At 72.7% G+C, this 18,720-nt stretch carries 15 protein-coding genes; 13 read left to right on the top strand and 2 right to left on the bottom strand.

All coding sequences use genetic code 11. The annotated features are described in order from the left end of the window. Nucleotides 1-68 precede the first annotated feature (68 nt). Nucleotides 69-1,277 carry a bifunctional adenosylcobinamide kinase/adenosylcobinamide-phosphate guanylyltransferase gene (locus BMZ82_RS08470; protein ID WP_093773368.1) on the top strand — a complete coding sequence of 403 codons (1,209 nt, stop codon included), beginning with the start codon at nt 69-71 and terminating at the stop codon, nt 1,275-1,277. Between the two features lie 19 nt (nt 1,278-1,296). Here BMZ82_RS08470 and BMZ82_RS08475 read toward each other — a convergent pair whose 3' ends face one another. Next, entirely contained in the window at nt 1,297-2,196 is a 900-nt protein-coding gene (locus tag BMZ82_RS08475; RefSeq protein WP_093773370.1) for a class I SAM-dependent methyltransferase, read from the bottom strand. Nucleotides 2,197-2,382: 186 nt separating this feature from the next. On the opposite strand from BMZ82_RS08475, the gene cobT reads away from it, so the two are divergent. From cobT to BMZ82_RS40610, 3 genes are all read left to right on the top strand, one after another. Beyond that, nucleotides 2,383-3,516 carry a nicotinate-nucleotide--dimethylbenzimidazole phosphoribosyltransferase gene (gene cobT, locus BMZ82_RS08480; protein ID WP_256251816.1) on the top strand — a complete coding sequence of 378 codons (1,134 nt, stop codon included), beginning with the start codon at nt 2,383-2,385 and terminating at the stop codon, nt 3,514-3,516. Nucleotides 3,517-3,620: 104 nt separating this feature from the next. Continuing rightward, entirely contained in the window at nt 3,621-5,339 is a 1,719-nt protein-coding gene (locus tag BMZ82_RS08485) for a phosphatidylglycerol lysyltransferase domain-containing protein (protein WP_093773372.1), read from the top strand. Next, entirely contained in the window at nt 5,336-6,082 is a 747-nt protein-coding gene (locus BMZ82_RS40610; RefSeq protein ID WP_256251817.1) for a hypothetical protein, read from the top strand. The genes BMZ82_RS08485 and BMZ82_RS40610 overlap by 4 nt, the downstream gene beginning before the upstream one ends. On the opposite strand, the gene BMZ82_RS08495 is transcribed toward BMZ82_RS40610, so the two are convergent. Next, on the bottom strand, nt 6,061-6,828 hold the full coding sequence (locus tag BMZ82_RS08495) for a hypothetical protein (protein WP_093773374.1): 768 nt from the start codon (nt 6,826-6,828) through the stop codon (nt 6,061-6,063). The genes BMZ82_RS40610 and BMZ82_RS08495 overlap by 22 nt on opposite strands. A gap of 67 nt (nt 6,829-6,895) precedes the next feature. On the opposite strand from BMZ82_RS08495, the gene BMZ82_RS08500 reads away from it, so the two are divergent. The 9 genes from BMZ82_RS08500 (at nt 6,896) to BMZ82_RS08540 (ending at nt 18,652) form a co-directional block, all read left to right on the top strand. Beyond that, a complete protein-coding gene (locus BMZ82_RS08500; protein WP_093773446.1) occupies nt 6,896-7,696 on the top strand; it encodes an adenosylcobinamide-GDP ribazoletransferase in 801 nt (266 codons plus the stop codon). Between the two features lie 340 nt (nt 7,697-8,036). Further along, on the top strand, nt 8,037-9,563 hold the full coding sequence (locus BMZ82_RS08505) for a leucyl aminopeptidase (RefSeq protein ID WP_093773376.1): 1,527 nt from the start codon (nt 8,037-8,039) through the stop codon (nt 9,561-9,563). 279 nt (nt 9,564-9,842) lie between these two features. After that, the gene (lpdA, locus tag BMZ82_RS08510; RefSeq protein ID WP_093773448.1) at nt 9,843-11,231 is read left to right on the top strand and encodes a dihydrolipoyl dehydrogenase; all 1,389 of its coding nucleotides are present in this window, start codon (nt 9,843-9,845) and stop codon (nt 11,229-11,231) included. Nucleotides 11,232-11,290: 59 nt separating this feature from the next. Next, the gene (sucB, locus tag BMZ82_RS08515; protein WP_093773378.1) at nt 11,291-13,060 is read left to right on the top strand and encodes a 2-oxoglutarate dehydrogenase, E2 component, dihydrolipoamide succinyltransferase; all 1,770 of its coding nucleotides are present in this window, start codon (nt 11,291-11,293) and stop codon (nt 13,058-13,060) included. Between the two features lie 124 nt (nt 13,061-13,184). Further along, nucleotides 13,185-13,370 (top strand): hypothetical protein, encoded by a 186-nt coding sequence (locus tag BMZ82_RS08520; RefSeq protein WP_093773380.1) that lies wholly within the window; start codon nt 13,185-13,187, stop codon nt 13,368-13,370. Continuing rightward, nucleotides 13,367-13,678, top strand: coding sequence for a type II toxin-antitoxin system PemK/MazF family toxin (locus BMZ82_RS08525; RefSeq protein WP_093773382.1), 312 nt, complete (start codon nt 13,367-13,369; stop codon nt 13,676-13,678). Before BMZ82_RS08520 ends, BMZ82_RS08525 begins: the two co-directional genes overlap by 4 nt. Before the next feature lie 190 nt (nt 13,679-13,868). Beyond that, complete coding sequence (locus BMZ82_RS08530; RefSeq protein WP_093773384.1) at nt 13,869-14,492, top strand: GntR family transcriptional regulator; 624 nt, start codon at nt 13,869-13,871, stop codon at nt 14,490-14,492. Nucleotides 14,493-14,840: 348 nt separating this feature from the next. After that, a complete protein-coding gene (gene aceE / locus BMZ82_RS08535) occupies nt 14,841-17,558 on the top strand; it encodes a pyruvate dehydrogenase (acetyl-transferring), homodimeric type (protein ID WP_093773386.1) in 2,718 nt (905 codons plus the stop codon). A gap of 95 nt (nt 17,559-17,653) precedes the next feature. Next, the gene (locus tag BMZ82_RS08540) at nt 17,654-18,652 is read left to right on the top strand and encodes a helix-turn-helix transcriptional regulator (protein WP_093773388.1); all 999 of its coding nucleotides are present in this window, start codon (nt 17,654-17,656) and stop codon (nt 18,650-18,652) included. The last annotated feature ends 68 nt before the right edge of the window (nt 18,653-18,720 follow it).

Consider the following 18,720-nt stretch of genomic DNA (forward strand, 5'->3'; position numbering starts at 1 on the left):
GGTCCGGTCTTTGCCGAGCAGCCTAGTCGGATGCGCAAGACCAGGTCAGACACGCGAAAATCAGCTCTGTGGACGTCACTCTGCTCGGTACCGGTGCCCCGGCGGGCCTGCCCCGCCCCGACTGCCCCTGCGCCGTGTGCGCGACCTCGCTCGGCGCACACGCGCGTGCGGCGACCGCGTTGCTCGTGGACGGCTCCCTGCTGCTCGACCTGACGCCGGGCGCGGCGTTCGCCGCCGCGCGCGCCGGCCGGTCGCTGGGCGGGGTGCGGCAGGTGCTGCTGACCCACCCGCACGACGGCCCCCCGGTGGAGGTGCCGGCCGGGCTGCCGCAGCCCGGCCGGGTGCCCGACTGGCGGGAGTTGGCGCTGCTGACGGGGCATCGGGTGCGGGCGGTGGCGATGGACGCGCCGGGCACCGGGTACGCGGTCACCGGCCCGGACGGGCAGCGGCTGCTGTATCTGCCGCCCGGGGGCGCGCCGGCCGGTCTGGAGGAGGGGCCCGGGCCCGTCGAGCGGTACGACATGGTCCTCGCGGATCTGGTGGGGCGGCCGGACGCGCTGGCGAAGCTGCGGGCGGTGGGCGCGGTGGGGCCGACGACCGACGTGGTCGCCGTCCATCTCGACCACGGCGTGCCGCCGGGCGCGGAGCTGGCGCGGCGGCTCGCGGCGGCGGGCGCGCGGACGGTGCCGGACGGGTCGACGCTGACGGTGGGCGTGTACGACGAGGTGCCGGACGTGCCGCGGCGGACGCTGGTGCTGGGCGGCGCCCGGTCGGGGAAGTCGGTGGAGGCCGAACGGCGGCTGGAGTCCTTCCCGGACGTGCTGTACGTGGCGACCGGCGGCACCCGGGGCGGGGACACCGAGTGGGCGTCGCGGGTCTCGGTGCACCGGGAGCGGCGGCCCGGGTCCTGGCGTACGACGGAGACCTGCGACCTCGTCCCCCTGCTGGGCAAGGACGGGGCGCCGCTGCTGATCGACTGTCTGTCGCTGTGGCTGACGGACGTCATGGACACGGTCGGGGCGTGGGACGACGCGATGTGGGCGGACGGCGGCGAACGCGCCCTGCGCGCACGGGTGGTGGAGCTGGCGCAGGCCGTGCGCGCGGCGCGGCGGACGGTCGTCCTGGTGTCCAACGAGGTCGGCTCGGGGATCGTGCCGGCCACCGCGTCCGGGCGGCGCTACCGCGACGAGCTGGGACGGCTCAACGCGGCGGTCGCCGCCGAGTGCGAGGAGGTCGTGCTGGTGGTGGCGGGGCAGGCGCTGGTGCTCCGGGGCTGAACCGGCCGGTCCCGGTGGCTCAGTTCTTCCGCGCGACGATCCGGTAGGCGTTGGAGAAGCGGGTGCGGCGCAGGGCCGGGGCCAGGAGGTGGTCGAGTACGGCGGCCAGGGCGGTCAGGGGTCCGGCGGTGCGGTGCAGGCGGGTCCGGTCGAGGTAGCGCGAGGCGGCCGTCGCCAGGTCGCGGGGGGTGTGGGGGGCCTTGCGGTCCGTCACGACGATCTCGCAGCCCTGGGCCTCCAGTTCGGTGCGGAGGTTGGCCAGCGGGATCAGGTGGAGGTGGCGGGGCTGGTCGTGGGAGGGCCACCACTTGCCGAGGAGCGCGGCGGAGGCGCTGGCGGGGTCCGGGAGTTCCAGGAGGAGGTGGCCGCCGGGCCGCAGGGCGGTCAGCGCCGCCGTGAGTTCCCGGCGCGGGTCGCGGGTGTGTTCGAGGTGGTGGAGCATGCTGACGACGTCGTAGCGGCCGCGCAGCCGCGACAGGATCTCCGGGGTGGTGAGCTGGCCCATGTGGGCCTCGTCGAGGCGGCCCTCGGCCTGCGCCCGCTCGACCCTGGGGGTCGGGTCCACCCCGTCGAACGCCGTGTAGGCGAACAGTTCCCTGGCCGCCGCCGGGAAGGGCGCGTCGCCCGTGCCGACGTCGAGCCAGCTCTCCGGTTCGGGGAAGGGCAGCATCGCCCGGGCCGTCGCCCGCAGTTGCCCGCGGCCGGCCGGTTCGTCGGCCTCGGCGGCGTACAGCGCGAGCCCCTCGGTGGTCAGGCGCGGGTTCTGGAAGGCGTGGGCGCAGTCCCGGCACTGGTCGACCACGAACGTGCCGGGCCTGCGGTGGCGCAGGTCGGGTGCGCGCAGCCGGGTGCGCAGGCGCTTCGAGCCGCACCAGGGGCAGTCGTCGCGGCGCGGCTCGTGGACGGGCCTGGGGGGCATGAGCGGCTCCGGAGTGCGACGGGAGAAGTGCGACGGGAAGAGCGGGGGACAAGCATCGGGCGGGCGAACGACAATTTGCGGCAAAACGGAACGTATGGGATCCCGATGTCGGGTGCAATGACGTCACGCGGGTGTGGTGGCGACGGAGCGCGGAACTGTTCGACCGGTGCCGGTACTGTTCGGCGAATGAGCTCGCTTAATCTCGACGACTTCACCGATCTGATCGAGCGCCCCGACGGCGGGGTGCGCCGCGACGCGGAGGCGCGCCGGGAACGTCAGATCGTGCCGCCCGGCTCGCTGGGGCGCCTGGACGAACTGGGTGAGTGGCTGGCGGCGGCGCAGGGCTCGGCGCCCGTGCGTCCGGTCGAGCGGCCGCGGGTGGTGCTGTTCGCCGGCGACCACGGGATCGCCGAGCTCGGCGTCTCGGCCCGACCGGCGGGCAGCGCGGCGGAGTTGGTGCGGGAGGTGCTGGCGGGCGGCCGTCCGGTGTCCGTGCTCGCCCGCCGTCTCGGCGTGCCGGTGCGGGTCGTGGACATGGCCCTGGACTGCGACCCGGACATGTTCCCCGAGGACGTCGTACGGCACCGGGTGCGGCGCGGCAGCGGCCGGATCGACATCGAGGACGCGCTGACGGTCGAGCAGGCCGAGGCCGCGTTCCGGGCGGGCATGGCCGTCGCCGACGAGGAGGCCGACTCCGGTACGGACCTGGTCGTACTCGGCGACGTCAGCGTCGGCGGGACGACGGCCGCGGGCGTGCTGGTCGCCGCGCTGTGCGGGACGGACGCGTCGGTGGTGACCGGGCGGGGCGGCGAGGCGATCGACGACCTGGCGTGGATGCGCAAGTGCGCCGCCATCCGGGACGCGTTGCGCCGGGCGCGGCCGGTGCTCGGCGAGCAGGTGCAGTTGCTGGCGACGGTGGGCGGGGCCGACCTCGCCGCCATGACGGGCTTTCTGCTCCAGTGCGCGGTACGGAAGTTGCCGGTCGTCCTGGACGGCGTCGTCGCGGCTGCCTGCGCGCTCGTCGGGCAGCGGATCGCGTTCCGGGCGCCGGACTGGTGGCTGGCCGCGCACACGAGCGGCGAACCGGGGCAGGCGAAGGCACTCGACCGGATGGCCCTGGAACCGCTCCTCGACCAGGGCGTGAAGGTCGGCGAGGGCGCCGGCGCCCTGCTCGCCCTCCCCCTGGTCCAGGCCGCGGCGGCACTGGCCGCGGAACTCCCCGAGAAGCCCGAGGCATCCGACGTATCCGCGGTCTCCGACGAGAAGGCCGAGGATTCCGGGGCTGCCGGGGCTGCCGAGGAGGAAGTGGCGGCGGAGTAGCGGGCAGGGAGCGGGAAGTAGGGAGCAGGGAGCAGGGCGGGGAAATGGGACAGGCGGCAGCAAAAGAGCCGTTTCCCGGAAGTGCAGCCATATGATCACCGCTCATGGGCAACACCCGGGGCGCCGCCGCCTTCGCCGTCTGGTATCTGCGGGCCGTCGCGTTCGTCAACTTCCTCAGTGCGGTGTGGGTCTCCCTGGGGCAGGACGTGCGACGGCACAACCAGGAGAACCTGTTCACGCCGTACCTCCTGACGGCCGGTTTCGCGTCCGGCGTCTTCACCGCGTTCCTGGCCGTCACCATGCGGCGGCGCAAACGGGCCGCGTGGATCCTCAACCTCGGCCTCAGCGGGGCGTTCCTGGTGCTGTTCGCGCTGGCCATGGCGTTCCCGGAGATCCGGCGGCACCCGCAGAACTGGGTCTCGCTCGCACTGACCGCCGCCTTCGTGGCCGCGCTGCTCGCCGGGCGGCGGGAGTTCTACGCGAAGGGCGACCGGTCCAACCCGAGGCTCGCCGCGGTCGTCGGCGTCGGCGGGCTGCTGGCCGCCTCGCTGCTGGCCGCCCTGCTGGTGACGGTCACCAACCGGGCGGCCGCCGCCTCCACGTTCCTCGAACGCTGGCGCTACGGCACGCTGCGGCTGGTGTCGGTCGCCGCCGACGACTACCGCGTCCCCGGGATCGCCCCGCCCACCTGGGTGGACGTCGCCGTCAACGTCATGAGCACGGTGCTCGTCCTGGCCGTCCTGTACGCCGCGTTCCGCTCCCGGCGGGCCGTCGACCCACTCACCGAGGACGACGAGAAACGGCTGCGGGAACTCCTCGACCGGCACGGTGAGCGGGACTCGCTCGGCTACTTCGCGCTGCGCCGCGAGAAGAGCGTGTGCTTCTCGCCGACCGGCAAGGCGGCCGTCGCCTACCGTGTCGTCGGCGGGGTGTCACTGGCGTCCGGGGACCCGCTCGGGGACCCGGAGGCGTGGCCGGGGGCGATCGAGCCGTGGCTCGCCGAGGCGCGGGCGCACGGCTGGATCCCGGCGGTGATGGGGGCGGGCGAGGAGGCCGGGACGGTGTACGCGCGGCACGGTCTGGACGCCCTGGAGCTGGGCGACGAGGCGCTCGTGGAGGTCGCCGAGTTCACCCTCGAGGGGCGCGCCATGCGGACCGTCCGGCAGGCCTGCAACCGGGTCCGGCGGGCCGGGTACACGGTGCGGGTACGGCGGCACGAGGACATCCCCGCCGACGAGATGACGTACCTCCTGCGCCGCGCCGACGACTGGCGCGACGGGGCCACCGAGCGCGGGTTCAGCATGGCGCTGGGGCGGCTCGGGGACCCGGCGGACGGCCGCTGCGTGCTGCTGGAGTGCCACGACGCGCACGGCGAGCTGCGCGCGCTGCTGTCCTTCGTGCCGTGGGGCCCGCACGGTCTGTCCCTGGACCTGATGCGCCGGGACCGGGACTCCGACAACGGCCTGATGGAGTTCATGGTCATCGAACTGCTGCTGGGCGCCCGGGACTTGGGCGTCACCGCGGTCTCGCTCAACTTCGCCGTGTTCCGCTCGGTCTTCGAGCGGGGCGCGCGCCTCGGCGCGGGGCCGGTGCTGCGGCTGTGGCGGTCGCTGCTCGGGTTCTTCTCGCGCTGGTGGCAGATCGAGTCGCTGTACCGCGCCAACGCCAAGTACCGGCCCATCTGGGAGCCCCGCTTCGTGCTCTTCGAGAAGAGCGCCGACCTGCCCCGCATCGCCGTCGCGGCGGCCCGCGCGGAAGGGTTCCTGGAAGCGCCGGGACTGCCGAAGTGGCTGCACCGCAAGCACCTGGAGACCCACCGGTGAACCGGACCGTCCGGTGGGCGCGCGCCGAATGGGGGCCGCTGTACGAGGCCGTACGCGACCCCCTGGCGGCGCGGCGGTGGCGGGCGGCGCCGATGACGCTGGGGGCGGTGTGCCTGACGTCGGTGACGCAGCTCGTGCAGAACCAGTCGTGGGGCTGGCAGCCGGTCCAGGACATCGGGGCGGTACGGGCCGAGGACCCGTTGTGGCTCGCCCTGCTGCGCACCCCGTTCTCGCTCTTCGTGCCCGCGCTGGACCTGCCGGTCTGGGGCGCGCTCGCGCAGATCCTGCTGGTGTTCGGGATCGCGGAACTCTGCCTGGGCTGGTGGCGCACCCTCGTCATCGCCTACGCCGCCACCCTCGCCGGCACGCTGTACGCCCGCGTGGCCGTCGCCCTCGGCCCCGACAGCCCCTTCGGCGTACCCGCCACCGACGCCCACATCGTCGACACCGGCCCGTCGGCAGCGGTCGTCGGCCTCGCGGTGTTTCTGGGCTGGCGCTATCGCGCGTACGCGACGGCAACGGCGGTCACCGTCGCCATAGTCGTAGAGGTCCTGCTGAAGAACAACCTGGCGGGGAAGGAACATCTGGCGGCGATCGCGGCGGTGGTGGTCGTTCTGTGCGCCGGTGGACGGAGGTCGGGGCAGCTCCGCCGCGGGGCGCGACCAGCCACAGCGGACCCGCACACGCCAGACGAGATGCGCCCCCACCCCCATAGGCGCCCTCACTTGCGCTCCCCCGACTGAGCAAGCTCCGCGTCCGTCTTGCCGCCCAACCAGTCCCCCACCACCCGCCGAGGCCCGGCCCACCGCCGGTCGTGGTGAAAAGCACGCAGCACCGCCCGCGCCCGGGCACGGGGTCGCCGCCGATAGAACCTCCGGGCCCACGGCGACCCGGGCCGGGCCACCCGGATCAGCCCCACCAGCCCCACGAACGGCACGAACACACTGAAGACCGCCATCTTGGCCTTGCCCTTCGCCAACACGGCCAGCGAGAACAGGAAGTTGACGACGACGGTGGAGATGACGCCGCCCCGGTCCTGAAGCTCCGCGTCGCTCATGTCGTTGACGCCGAACGGCGAGAAGCCGACCAGCAGCAGTCCGACCAGGGCGGCGGTCAGCACCACGGCCTCCACGCTCTTGCGGCCCGCCTCCGTCCAGTACACGTCGTCGAGGTGCAGGATCAGCGCGAACTCGTCGAGGACGAGGCCCGTGCCGATGCCGAAGACGACCGCGAACGCGCCCGCGCCGAAGCCGTGCCGGCCGCTGGCCACCGCGCCGAAGCCGCCCGTGACGGTCAGGACGACGCCCGGCACCACATGGTGGATGTGCACCCCGCCGGAACTGCTGATGTTGCCGAAGGGCCCCTTGCCGGCCCGGATGAGACGCGTGATGACCCGGGTGATCAGGAAGGTGAGCACGAACGCGGTCAGGGCGAGCAGCAGCGGCAGCTTGCCCGGTTCGACGATGTTGCGCTGCAGCCAGTGGCCCATGGCGTCAGTCTCACCGGGCAGGAGGTCGGCTGCCTCGCGGGTGCGGCGTCCGGGCTACTCTGCCGCGATGTCCCCGACCTCGCCTCTCGACGGCCTCCGCTTCGGCCTCCGTTTCGCCTTCGGCACCCTCACCGTGTTCCCCGTCGAGGTGACCCGCTGGGACCGGCAGGCGGCGCGCGGCGGCATGCTGGCCGCGCCCGTGGTCGGGCTGGCCGTCGGCGGCTGCGCGGCCGGGCTCGGGCTGCTGCTGCTCCGGCTGGGCGCGAGCCCGCCGCTGGCCGCCGTCGCCTCCGCCGCCGTACCCGCCGTCCTGACGCGTGGTCTGCACCTCGACGGGCTGGCCGACACCGCGGACGGCCTCGGCAGCGGCAAGCCCGCCGAGGACGCGCTGCGGATCATGAAGCAGTCGGACATCGGCCCGTTCGGCGTCCTCACGCTCGTCCTCGTGCTGCTCGCCCAGGTGGCCGCGCTGACGCAGCTCTACGACGCCTCTTGGGCACGGGGCGCGGCGGCCGCCGTCGGCTCGGCGACCGCCGCCCGGCTCGCGCTGACCCTGGCGGCCCGCGCCGGGGTGCCGCCCGCCCGGCCGGAGGGGCTGGGCGCGGCGGTCGCCGGCGTGGTCCCGGTGCGGGGCGCGGTCCTGGCCGCCGTCGCCGTCACCCTGGCGGCGGCGGGCGCGGGAGCGTGGTGGTCCGGGCCGTACGACGCCGTCCGGGCGGGGTGCGCGGTGCTCGCCGCCCTCGCCGCCGCCGAACTGCTCCTGCGGCACTGCACGCGCCGCTTCGGCGGGGTCACCGGGGACGTGTTCGGCGGCCTCGCGGAGACGGCGGCGACCACCGCGCTGGTGGTGTGCTGTCTGGGCGGTTAGGGCCTACGGCGTCAACAGGCCTGGCGCCGTACCCCGGTTCGTGCGGCCCCCGAGGGGTGTGGGCCGACGTGTGGAGTGCGAGGATCGAGAGGTGGCTACGACGCCACCGACAGGTGAACACGCGCGTGCATGGGCCAACGCACACGCACGCGTACGCTCATTGACGGGATTCGCCACGCCGGTCCGCCGCGCCGGTGAGGCAGACCCCGGGTACGACCCCCGGGTACGACCACTGGGTACCTCCGCGCCCGCCGACCGGCCCCACGGTCGATCGCCGGGCCTGGTCGACCCGCCCACTCCGGCCACAGCAACTCCACATCGGAAGCGAGATTTCACCACCGTGACTGCTCTCACTCTCAGCACCGCCGCGGCGCCCGGCCTCCGGGCCGACGCGATCGTCATCGGTGTCGCCAAGGGCGCGAAAGGCCCGATCGTTGCCCCAGGCGCCGAAGCCCTCGACTCGGCCTACGACGGCAGGCTCGCCGCCGTCCTGGAAACCCTCGGCGCCTCCGGGGCCGAGGGCGAGGTGACGAAGCTGCCCGCCCCGGCCGGCTTCAAGGCACCGCTCGTGCTCGCGGTGGGGCTCGGAGCCGAGCCCGAGAAGGACGCCGGCTACGACGCCGAGGCGCTGCGCCGGGCGGCCGGCGTGGCCGCCCGCACCCTCACCGGCACCAAGAAGGCCGCGTTCGCGCTGCCGGCGGCCGACGCCGCCGACCTCGGCGCGATCGCCGAGGGCGTGGTGCTCGGCGCGTACTCCTTCGACGCCTACAAGCACCACGGCGGCGACGCCAAGGCCAAGAGCGCCAAGGCCCCGCTCGCCGAGGCCGCCCTGCTCGGCGGGAAGCCGCGCGACGCCGCCCACAAGGCCGCGCTGCTGCGTGCCGCCGCCGTCGGCGAGGAGCTCAACCGCGCCCGCGACCTGATCAACATGCCGCCGAACGACCTCCACCCCGAGGCGTTCGCCGCCCTGGCGCAGACCGCGGCCAAGGAGCACGGCATCAAGGTGCAGGTGCTCGACGAGAAGGCCCTCGCCAAGGGCGGCTACGGCGGCATCCTCGGCGTCGGCGTCGGCTCCGCCGCGGCCCCCCGCCTGGTGAAGCTGTCGTACACGTCCGCCAAGGCGAAGAAGCACCTGGCGTTCGTCGGCAAGGGCATCACCTACGACTCGGGCGGCATCTCGCTGAAGCCCGCCGGGCACAACGAGACGATGAAGTGCGACATGAGCGGCGCGGCGGCGGTCTTCGCCGCCGTGGTCGCCGCCGCGCGTCTCGGCCTGGAGGTCAACGTCACCGGCTGGCTGGCGCTCGCCGAGAACATGCCGTCGGGCTCCGCCACCCGACCGGGTGACGTGCTTCGCATGTACAGCGGCAAGACCGTCGAGGTGCTCAACACCGACGCCGAGGGCCGGCTGGTCCTGGCGGACGCGCTGTGGGCGGCCTCCGAGGAGAAGCCGGACGCGATCGTCGACGTGGCGACGCTGACCGGGGCGATGGTGCTGGCGCTGGGCAGCCGGACCTTCGGGATCATGGCCAACGACGAGGCGTTCCGCTCGTCGCTGCACGAGGCCGCCGAGGAGGTCGGGGAGCCGGCGTGGCCGATGCCGCTGCCGGAGCACCTGCGCAAGGGCATGGACTCCAGCGTCGCCGACATCGCGAACATGGGTGAGCGGATGGGCGGCGGGCTGGTGGCCGGGCTGTTCCTGCGGGAGTTCGTGGGCGAGGGGATCACCTGGGCGCACCTGGACATCGCCGGGCCGGCGTTCAACGAGGGGGGTCCTTTCGGGTACACGCCGAAGGGCGGTACGGGGTCCGCGGTGCGGACGCTGGTTCGCCTTGCTGAACTGACCGCGGCGGGCGATCTCGGTTAGTGCTGTCGGTGCGGGGACTGTGCGCCTGATCACTCGGGTCCGTCCGTTTTGTGGCGGGTGCGGGCCGGGTGTGGTCGGTCGCGCAGTTCCCCGCGCCCCTGGGTCGGGACAGTGGGCGGTCTCACATAGGTGCCCCGTGTCTCGTTGGGGTGTGACAAGTGCGAGGATGGGGCCTGGCAGGACAGGGCCCCCACCACAGGGCCGATGAAGAGCGGCCGGACACCAGCCGCCGACCGGTCGCTGGAGACCGGCGTGGCGCACATGCATGGAGGACGTGACGTGGCGAACGACGCCAGCACCGTTTTCGACCTAGTGATCCTCGGCGGTGGCAGTGGCGGTTACGCCGCGGCCCTGCGCGGGGCGCAGTTGGGTCTGGACGTCGCCCTGATCGAGAAGGACAAGGTCGGCGGCACCTGCCTGCACCGGGGTTGCATCCCCACCAAGGCCCTGCTGCACGCGGGCGAGATCGCCGACCAGGCCCGCGAGAGCGAGCAGTTCGGCGTCAAGGCCACCTTCGAGGGCATCGACATCGCGGGGGTCCACAAGTACAAGGACGGTGTGATCTCCGGCCTGTACAAGGGCCTGCAGGGGCTCGTCGCCTCCCGCAAGGTGACGTACATCGAGGGCGAGGGGCGCCTGTCGTCGCCGACCTCCGTCGACGTGAACGGGCAGCGGATCCAGGGCCGCCATGTCCTGCTGGCGACCGGCTCCGTGCCGAAGTCGCTGCCGGGCCTGGAGATCGACGGCAACCGGATCATCTCCTCCGACCACGCCCTCGTCCTGGACCGCGTGCCGAAGTCCGCGATCATCCTGGGCGGCGGCGTCATCGGCGTCGAGTTCGCCTCGGCGTGGAAGTCCTTCGGCGCGGACGTCACGATCGTCGAGGGCCTCAAGCACCTCGCGCCGCTCGAGGACGAGAACTCCTCCAAGCTGCTCGAGCGCGCGTTCCGCAAGCGCGGCATCAAGTTCAACCTGGGCACCTTCTTCTCGAAGGCGGAGTACACCGCCGACGGCGTCAAGGTCACCCTGGCCGACGGCAAGGAGTTCGAGGCCGAGCTGCTGCTGGTCGCGGTGGGCCGCGGACCCGTCTCGGCCGGTCTGGGTTACGAGGAGCAGGGCGTCGCGATGGACCGCGGCTACGTCCTGGTCGACGAGTACATGCGGACGAACGTCCCGACCGTCTCCGCCGTCGGCGACCTGGTCCCGACGCTCCAGCTCGCGCACGTCGGCTTCGCCGAGGGCATCCTGGTGGCGGAGCGGCTGGCCGGCCTGAAGGCCGTCCCGATCGACTACGACGGTGTCCCGCGGGTGACGTACTGCCACCCCGAGGTCGCCTCCGTGGGCATCACCGAGGCCAAGGCCAAGGAGATCTACGGCGCGGACAAGGTCGTCGCTCTGAAGTACAACCTGGCGGGCAACGGCAAGAGCAAGATCCTCAACACCTCGGGCGAGATCAAGCTCGTCCAGGTGAAGGACGGTGCGGTGGTCGGCGTCCACATGGTCGGCGACCGCATGGGCGAGCAGGTCGGCGAAGCCCAGCTCATCTACAACTGGGAGGCGCTGCCGGCCGAGGTCGCGCAGCTCATCCACGCCCACCCGACGCAGAGCGAGGCGCTCGGCGAAGCCCACCTGGCCCTGGCGGGCAAGCCGCTGCACTCGCACGACTGACCCTCGGTCGACGAAGCGACGACTCAGACTTCCGCAATCGTTAAGGAGCAACCGAAACCATGGCGGTTTCCGTAACCCTTCCGGCGCTCGGCGAGAGCGTCACCGAGGGCACTGTCACCCGCTGGCTGAAGGCCGAGGGTGAGCGCGTCGAGGCCGACGAGCCGCTGCTCGAGGTGTCGACCGACAAGGTCGACACCGAGATCCCCTCGCCCGTGTCCGGCATCCTCGCCTCCATCAAGGTGGCCGAGGACGAGACGGTCGAGGTCGGCGCCGAGCTGGCCCTCATCGACGACGGCACGGGCGCGCCCGCTGCCGCCCCGGCTCCGGCCGCCGAGCCCGTCGCGGCCCCGGCTCCGGTGGCCGAGGCCCCCGCCGCCCCCGCGCCGGCCCCCGAGGCTCCGGCCGCGCCCGCTCCCGCCGGTGCTGCCACCGGCACGGACGTCGTGCTGCCCGCGCTCGGTGAGTCCGTCACCGAGGGCACCGTCACCCGCTGGCTGAAGTCGGTCGGCGACAGCGTCGAGGCCGACGAGCCGCTGCTCGAGGTCTCGACCGACAAGGTCGACACCGAGATCCCGGCGCCCACCTCCGGTGTGCTGCTCGAGATCACTGTCGCCGAGGACGAGACCGCCGAGGTCGGCGCCAAGCTCGCCGTCATCGGCGCCCCGGGCGCCGCCCCGGCGGCTGCCCCGGCCGCCCCGGCCCCGGCGCCCGTCGCCGCCGCCCCGGCCCCCGCGCCGGTCGCACCGGCTCCGGCTCCGGCCGCTCCGGCGCCCGCCCCGGTCGCCGCCGCTCCGGCTCCGGCCCCCGTGGCCGCCGCCCCGGCTCCCGCGCCGGTCGCCCCCGCTCCGGTCGCCCCGGCCGCCCCCGCCCCCGCGGCTCCCGCCGCCGGGGACGACGGTGCCTACGTGACCCCGCTGGTGCGCAAGCTCGCCGCCGAGAACGGCGTCGACCTGGCCGCCGTCAAGGGCACCGGTGTCGGTGGCCGGATCCGCAAGCAGGACGTCATCGCAGCCGCCGAGGCCGCGAAGGCCGCCGCCGCCGCTGCCCCGGCTCCGGTCGCCGCCGCGCCGGCCGCCAAGAAGGCCGCCCCGGCCCTGGAGGTCTCTCCCCTCCGTGGCCAGACCGTCAAGATGCCGCGCATCCGCAAGGTCATCGGCGACAACATGGTCAAGGCGCTGCACGAGCAGGCGCAGTTGTCGTCGGTCGTCGAGGTCGACGTCACGCGTCTGATGCGGCTGCGTGCCAAGGCGAAGGACTCCTTCGCGGCGCGCGAGGGCGTCAAGCTCTCCCCGATGCCGTTCTTCGTGAAGGCGGCGGCCCAGGCGCTGAAGGCCCACCCGGTCATCAACGCCAAGATCAACGAGGCCGACGGCACGATCACCTACTTCGGCACCGAGAACATCAACATCGCGGTGGACTCGGAGAAGGGCCTGATGACCCCGGTCATCAAGGGCGCCGGTGACCTCAACATCGCCGGTATCTCGAAGGCCACGGCCGAGCTGGCCGGCAAGGTCCGTGGCAACAAGATCACCCCGGACGAGCTGTCCGGCGGCACCTTCACCATCTCCAACACCGGTTCGCGCGGTGCGCTCTTCGACACGATCATCGTGCCGCCGGGCCAGGTCGCGATCCTCGGCATCGGTGCCACGGTCAAGCGTCCGGCCGTCATCGAGACGGAGGAGGGCACGGTCATCGGCGTCCGCGACATGACGTACCTGACCCTGTCCTACGACCACCGCCTGGTCGACGGCGCCGACGCGGCCCGTTACCTGACGTCGGTCAAGGCGATCCTGGAAGCCGGCGAGTTCGAGGTCGAGCTCGGCCTGTAACCCAGTCCCACCAGCACAACAACCCCCGAACGCCCCCGCCCGGAACCTTCCGGCCGGGGGCGTTCGTCTGCCGCTTTCGGCAACCGCCGCCACCGACGGCACCTTTGCCACTACATCTGGTGTCATGAGTGCCATCACCTTGCGCATCCCGGACTCCATGGACAAGGCGCTGCGGGACGCCGCCGCCGACGCCCCCTCCCTCAACGACTACATCCTGAAGGCCGTACGTCGGCAGATGACGCTGGACGCCGCTCGCAAACTCGCCGCGCTCGGGCAGCTCGACCTGGAGGGGGAGGGCGACGCACTGTGAGCATCCAGAGGGGGGACGTGTGGGACGTCGACACCGGCAAAGGCGTCCGCACGGTACTCGTCGTCAGTCTTGACGGGCTGGCCGACACGTACGGGGTGGTCGTCGCCCTTGTCCTGCACGCGCCGGCCGCACACCCCGACACGGCGATGAGCGTCCGCCTCACGTCACCCATCGACGCCTCGGTCGTCGCCGTCGATCTCCTCCAGCTCGCCTCGGCCCGCTTCGACACCGGGACCCGGCACGGCACCATCGGCCCGGGTCCGCTGGCGCAGGTGGACAACGCGCTCCGCGCGGTCCTCGACCTCTAGGGCCCGTGGCGGAGGAGACCGGGGTACGCGGTGCCCGGGGCGGCACGGCACCCCGGGAACGGCGTGTAAGTCTCATCTCACCTGCGTAAAAGCATCCCCGGACGCCCTTCTGGAAAGCGCTCACGGCCGTATTGTCTAAGCGTCAGACGTCCCCGGGGCCGAGGGGCGGCCCCTGCTCGAAGGAGCTTTCATGACCGCGCCCGTCGTCCACTCGCTGCGCGAACAGATCCGCGAGCACATCGTGGAGGGGATCGTCAGCGGGCGCTGGCAGCCGGGCGAGCGGATCGTGGAGCGGCGGATCGCGACCGAGCTGGAGGTCAGCCAGACGCCGGTGCGAGAAGCGCTGCGCGAGCTGGAGTCGCTGCGGCTGATCGAGTCCGCGCCGAACAAGGGCGTGCGGGTGCGCAACCTCACGGCGGCGGACCTGGAGGAGAGTTACCCCGTACGGGCCGGTCTGGAGGCGATCGCGGCGGAACTGGCCGCGCAGCGGCTCGCCGAGGACTGCTCGGCCCTCGAACCCCATGTCGCCGCCCTGTACGAGGCCGACCGCGCCGCCGACGGCACCGGCCAGGTGCGGCACACCGTCGGCTTCCACCGCGAGCTGGTGCGGGCGGCCGGGAACTCGGTGCTGCTGCACACCTGGGAGGGCCTCGGCATCGAGGTGTTCACGGCGCTGTCCATCCGCTGGCTGGGAACCGTGCAGCAGTCGTACGCGGAGGAGCACGAGGAGCTGGTGGCCGCGTTCAAGCGGCGCGATCCGCGGATCGCCGAGCTGGTGAAGGCGCATGTGCTGGGGTGTGCGCCGAGGGCGTGAGCCCGTCGGACGGCAGTCGGACAGCGGCCGGACGGCGGCTGGTCAGCAGTCGGTGAGCGGTCGGTCAGCAGGTGGGTGCCAGTCGAGCACCCCCGCGCTCACCTGCGGAAACGGCTTGAATTCGCCCTAAATAAAGCGGCACCCGGTGCCCGCCCGAAAGGCACCCCGTGCCGACTTTCTCGTAATCGAGAGGTTTTGCCCTTCAACCCTTTGATCGATCATCGATCAGCGCGTTACAGTCGCCGACGGACTCCCACCAGAGCCCACGCCCTGTCCTGCCAAAGACCAAGGGCACCCCCGGAACACCCACCTCACAGGGAACCCCCTTCGACTGAGGAAGGCGGCGACATGACCGACCCCCAGGCCATCCAGCCGAGCGCGCTCGACCAGCTCCCCGACCGTGACCCGGAGGAGACCGCCGAATGGCAGGCCTCCCTGGACGCGGTCGCCAAGGCGGCCGGGCCGCACCGCGCCGCGTACCTGATGCGCCGCACGCTGGAGCGTGCCGAGGGCAACGGCATCGCGCTGCCGAAGCTGCTCGAGACCGACTACGTCAACACCATCCCCACCGCCGCCGAGCCCTCCGCGCCCGGCGACGAGGAGCTGGAGCGGAAGATCACCGCGTGGAACCGCTGGAACGCGGCCGCGATGGTCAGCCGGGGCAGCAAACACGGCGTCGGCGGCCACATCGCCACCTTCGCCTCCGCCGCCTGGCTCTACGAGACCGGCTTCAACCACTTCTTCCAGGGCAAGGAGCGGGACGGCTCCGGCGACCAGCTCTACATCCAGGGCCACGCCTCCCCCGGCATCTACGCCCGCGCCTTCCTCGACGGCCGGCTGACCGAGCGGCACCTCGACAACTTCCGTCAGGAGGCGGGCGGCGACGGCCTCCCGTCGTATCCGCACCCGCGCCGGCTGCCCTGGCTGTGGGAGTTCCCGACCGTCTCCATGGGTCTCGGTCCGCTCTCCGCCATCTACCAGGCGCGCTTCAACCGGTACCTCACCAACCGCGCCATCAAGGACGTCTCGGCGTCGCACGTGTGGGCGTTCCTCGGTGACGGCGAGATGGACGAGCCCGAGTCGACGGCGGCCCTCGCGCTCGCCTCCCGCGAGGGCCTGGACAACCTGACCTTCGTCATCAACTGCAACCTGCAGCGCCTCGACGGCCCGGTCCGCGCCAACTTCAAGATCGTGCAGGAGCTGGAGGCGCAGTTCCGCGGCGCCGGCTGGAACGTCGTGAAGTCGCTGTGGGGCTCGGCGTGGGACGAGCTGTTCCAGCTCGACACCACGGGCGCGCTCGTCCGGCGGCTGCGCGAGGTGCCGGACGCCCAGGTGCAGACGTACCAGACGCGTGACGCCGCCTACATCCGCCAGGACTTCTTCGGCAAGGACGCGGCGCTCGTCGACATGGCGAAGCTGCTGTCCGACGACAAGATCCTGGAGTGCTTCCACCTCTCGCGCGGTGGTCACGAGGCGCGCAAGGTGTACGCCGCGTACAAGGCGGCCGTCGAGTTCAAGGGCGCGCCGACCGTCATCCTGGCGCAGACCGTCAAGGGGCACACCCTCGGCGAGGGCTTCGCGTCGAAGAACGCCAACCACCAGATGAAGAAGCTGTCGGTGGACGAGTTCAAGACGATGCGCGACCTGCTGGAACTGCCCATCAAGGACAGCGACTTCGTCGACGGGGTCGTGCCCTACGGCCACCCCGGCGCCGACGCCCCCGAGGTGCGCTACCTCCAGGAGCGCCGCGCGGCGCTCGGCGGCCCGGCCCCGGCCCGCCGTACGCACGCGATCGCTCCGCTGCCGGCCCCCGCCGACAAGACGTTCGCGTCCTTCGACAAGGGCTCCGGCTCCCAGAACGTGGCCACCACCATGGCCTTCGTCCGCCTGATCAAGGACCTGGTCCGCGACAAGGAGACGGGCCGGCGCTGGGTGCCGATCGTCCCCGACGAGGCGCGCACGTTCGGCATGGAGTCGCTCTTCCCGTCCCTCGGGATCTACTCCCCCAAGGGCCAGACGTACGAGCCGGTCGACCGTGACCAGCTCATGTACTACAAGGAGGCCCAGAACGGCCAGATCCTCAACGAGGGGATCACCGAGGCCGGTTCGATGGCCGACTTCATCGCCGCGTCCAGCGCGTACTCCACGCACGGCGAGCCGATGATCCCGTTCTACATCTTCTACTCGATGTTCGGCTGGCAGCGTACGGCCGACCAGATGTGGCAGCTCGGCGACCAGCTCGGCCGCGGCTTCCTCGTCGGCGCCACGGCGGGCCGTACGACCCTGACGGGCGAGGGCCTCCAGCACGCCGACGGCCACTCCCCGGTCATCGCCGCGACCAACCCGGCCGCCCTCAGCTACGACCCGGCGTTCGCGTACGAGGTCGCCACGATCGTCAAGGACGGTCTGCGCCGGATGTACGGCGCGGCGGCCCCGGGCGAGGACCAGAACGTCTTCTACTACCTGACCGTCTACAACGAGCCGATGCCCCAGCCGGCCAAGCCGTCCGCCGTCGGCGGCGCCGCGAGCGTCGACGAGGGCATCGTCAAGGGCCTGTACCGCTTCAACACGGCGGAGTCGGCGGGCGTGCAGGTGGCGGCGGCCAACGCCCCGCGCATCCAGCTCCTGGCTTCGGGCACCGCGATCCACTGGGCCCTCACGGCGCAGAAGCTGCTCGCCGAGGAGTGGGGGGTGGCCGCCGACGTGTGGTCCGCGACCTCCTGGACCGAGCTGCGCCGGGACGCGCTGGAGGCCGACGCGGCCCTGCTGCGCGGCGAGGAGCGCGTGCCGTACGTCCGGCAGGCGCTGCAGGGCGCCGAGGGTCCGGTCCTCGCGGTCTCCGACTACATGCGCCAGGTCCCGGACCAGATCGCGCAGTGGGTCGAGCAGGACTACTCCTCCCTGGGCGCGGACGGTTTCGGCCTCTCCGACACCCGCGACGCGGCCCGCCGCCACTTCGGCGTCGACGCCCAGTCGATCGTCGTAGCGGCCCTGGCCCAACTCGCCCGCCGCGGCGAGACCAAGGCCACCTCGGTAAAGGAAGCACGCGAGCGCTACGGCCTGTAAGCCGACGGCTCGACGGGAAGGGGGGTGCGGCGTCTGCCGCACCCCCCTTCCTTGTTGCCGCTCTCGTTGTCAGTGGGTCCCGGCATCATGGGCGCATGCGTGCTGCCCGCCTCATCAAGATGGTGCTTCTGCTCCAGTCCCGGCCCGCCATGACCGCCGCCGAGCTGGCGCGGGAGCTGGAAGTGTCGGAGCGCACGGTCACGCGGGACGCGCAGGCGCTGTCGGAGGCCGGTGTGCCCGTGTACGCGGAGCGCGGGCGAGCGGGCGGTTACCGGCTGGTCGGCGGGTATCGGACGCGGCTGACCGGGCTGGGGCGCGGTGAGGCCGAGGCGCTGTTCCTGAGCGGGGTGCCGGGGGCGCTGCGGGAGATGGGGTTGGAGGACGTCGCCTCGGCGGCGCGGCTGAAGGTGTCGGCGGCCCTGCTGCCCGCCCTGCGAGACGCTCCGCGGGCGGCGGCGCAGCGGTTCCATCTGGATGCGCCCGGGTGGTTCCGGGAGCCGAAGACGCCCGAGCTGCTGAGCGTGGTCGCGGACGCGGTGTGGGACGACCGGTGTGTCCGTGCGCGGTATCGCCGCGGCAACGGGGACGAGGTGGTGCGGGAGCTGGAGCCGTACGGGCTCGTGCTGAAGGCGGGGGTCTGGTACCTGTGCGCCCGGGTGCGGGACGAGGTTCGGGGCGAGGACCGGGACGGCCGGGCGTTCCGTACGTACCGTATCGACCGGTTCGTCGGTGTCGAGGAGTCACCGGATCGATTCAGCCGGGACGACGAGTTCGACCTGCCCGGGTTCTGGGGTGCGCAGGCCGAACGGTTCGCGCGCTCGATCCTGGGGGCCGAAATCGTCGTACGGCTGTCGGCGGCGGGTAGGCGCGGGCTGGCGCACGCGGTGGATCCGGTGGCCGCCCGGGACGCGCTGGCGACGGCTGGGGCAGCGGACGCGCGGGGGTGGGTGGCCGTCGCCCTGTGGGTGGAGTCGTTGGAGGTGGCGTGTAGTCAGCTCAGGGTGTTGGGGGCCGAGGCCGAGGTGGTCGGGCCCGAGGCTCTGCGGAGGCGGTTCGCCGAGGACGTGGGGCGGCTGGCGGAGTTGTACCTGTGACAGCGGCCGGGTGGTGATAATCCGCGGTACTCCGGGTGCGTCGGGGTCCTTGAGGCACGATGCTGGAC

This window comes from Streptomyces sp. yr375, from assembly GCF_900110755.1.
Classification (GTDB): Bacteria; Actinomycetota; Actinomycetes; order Streptomycetales; family Streptomycetaceae; genus Streptomyces.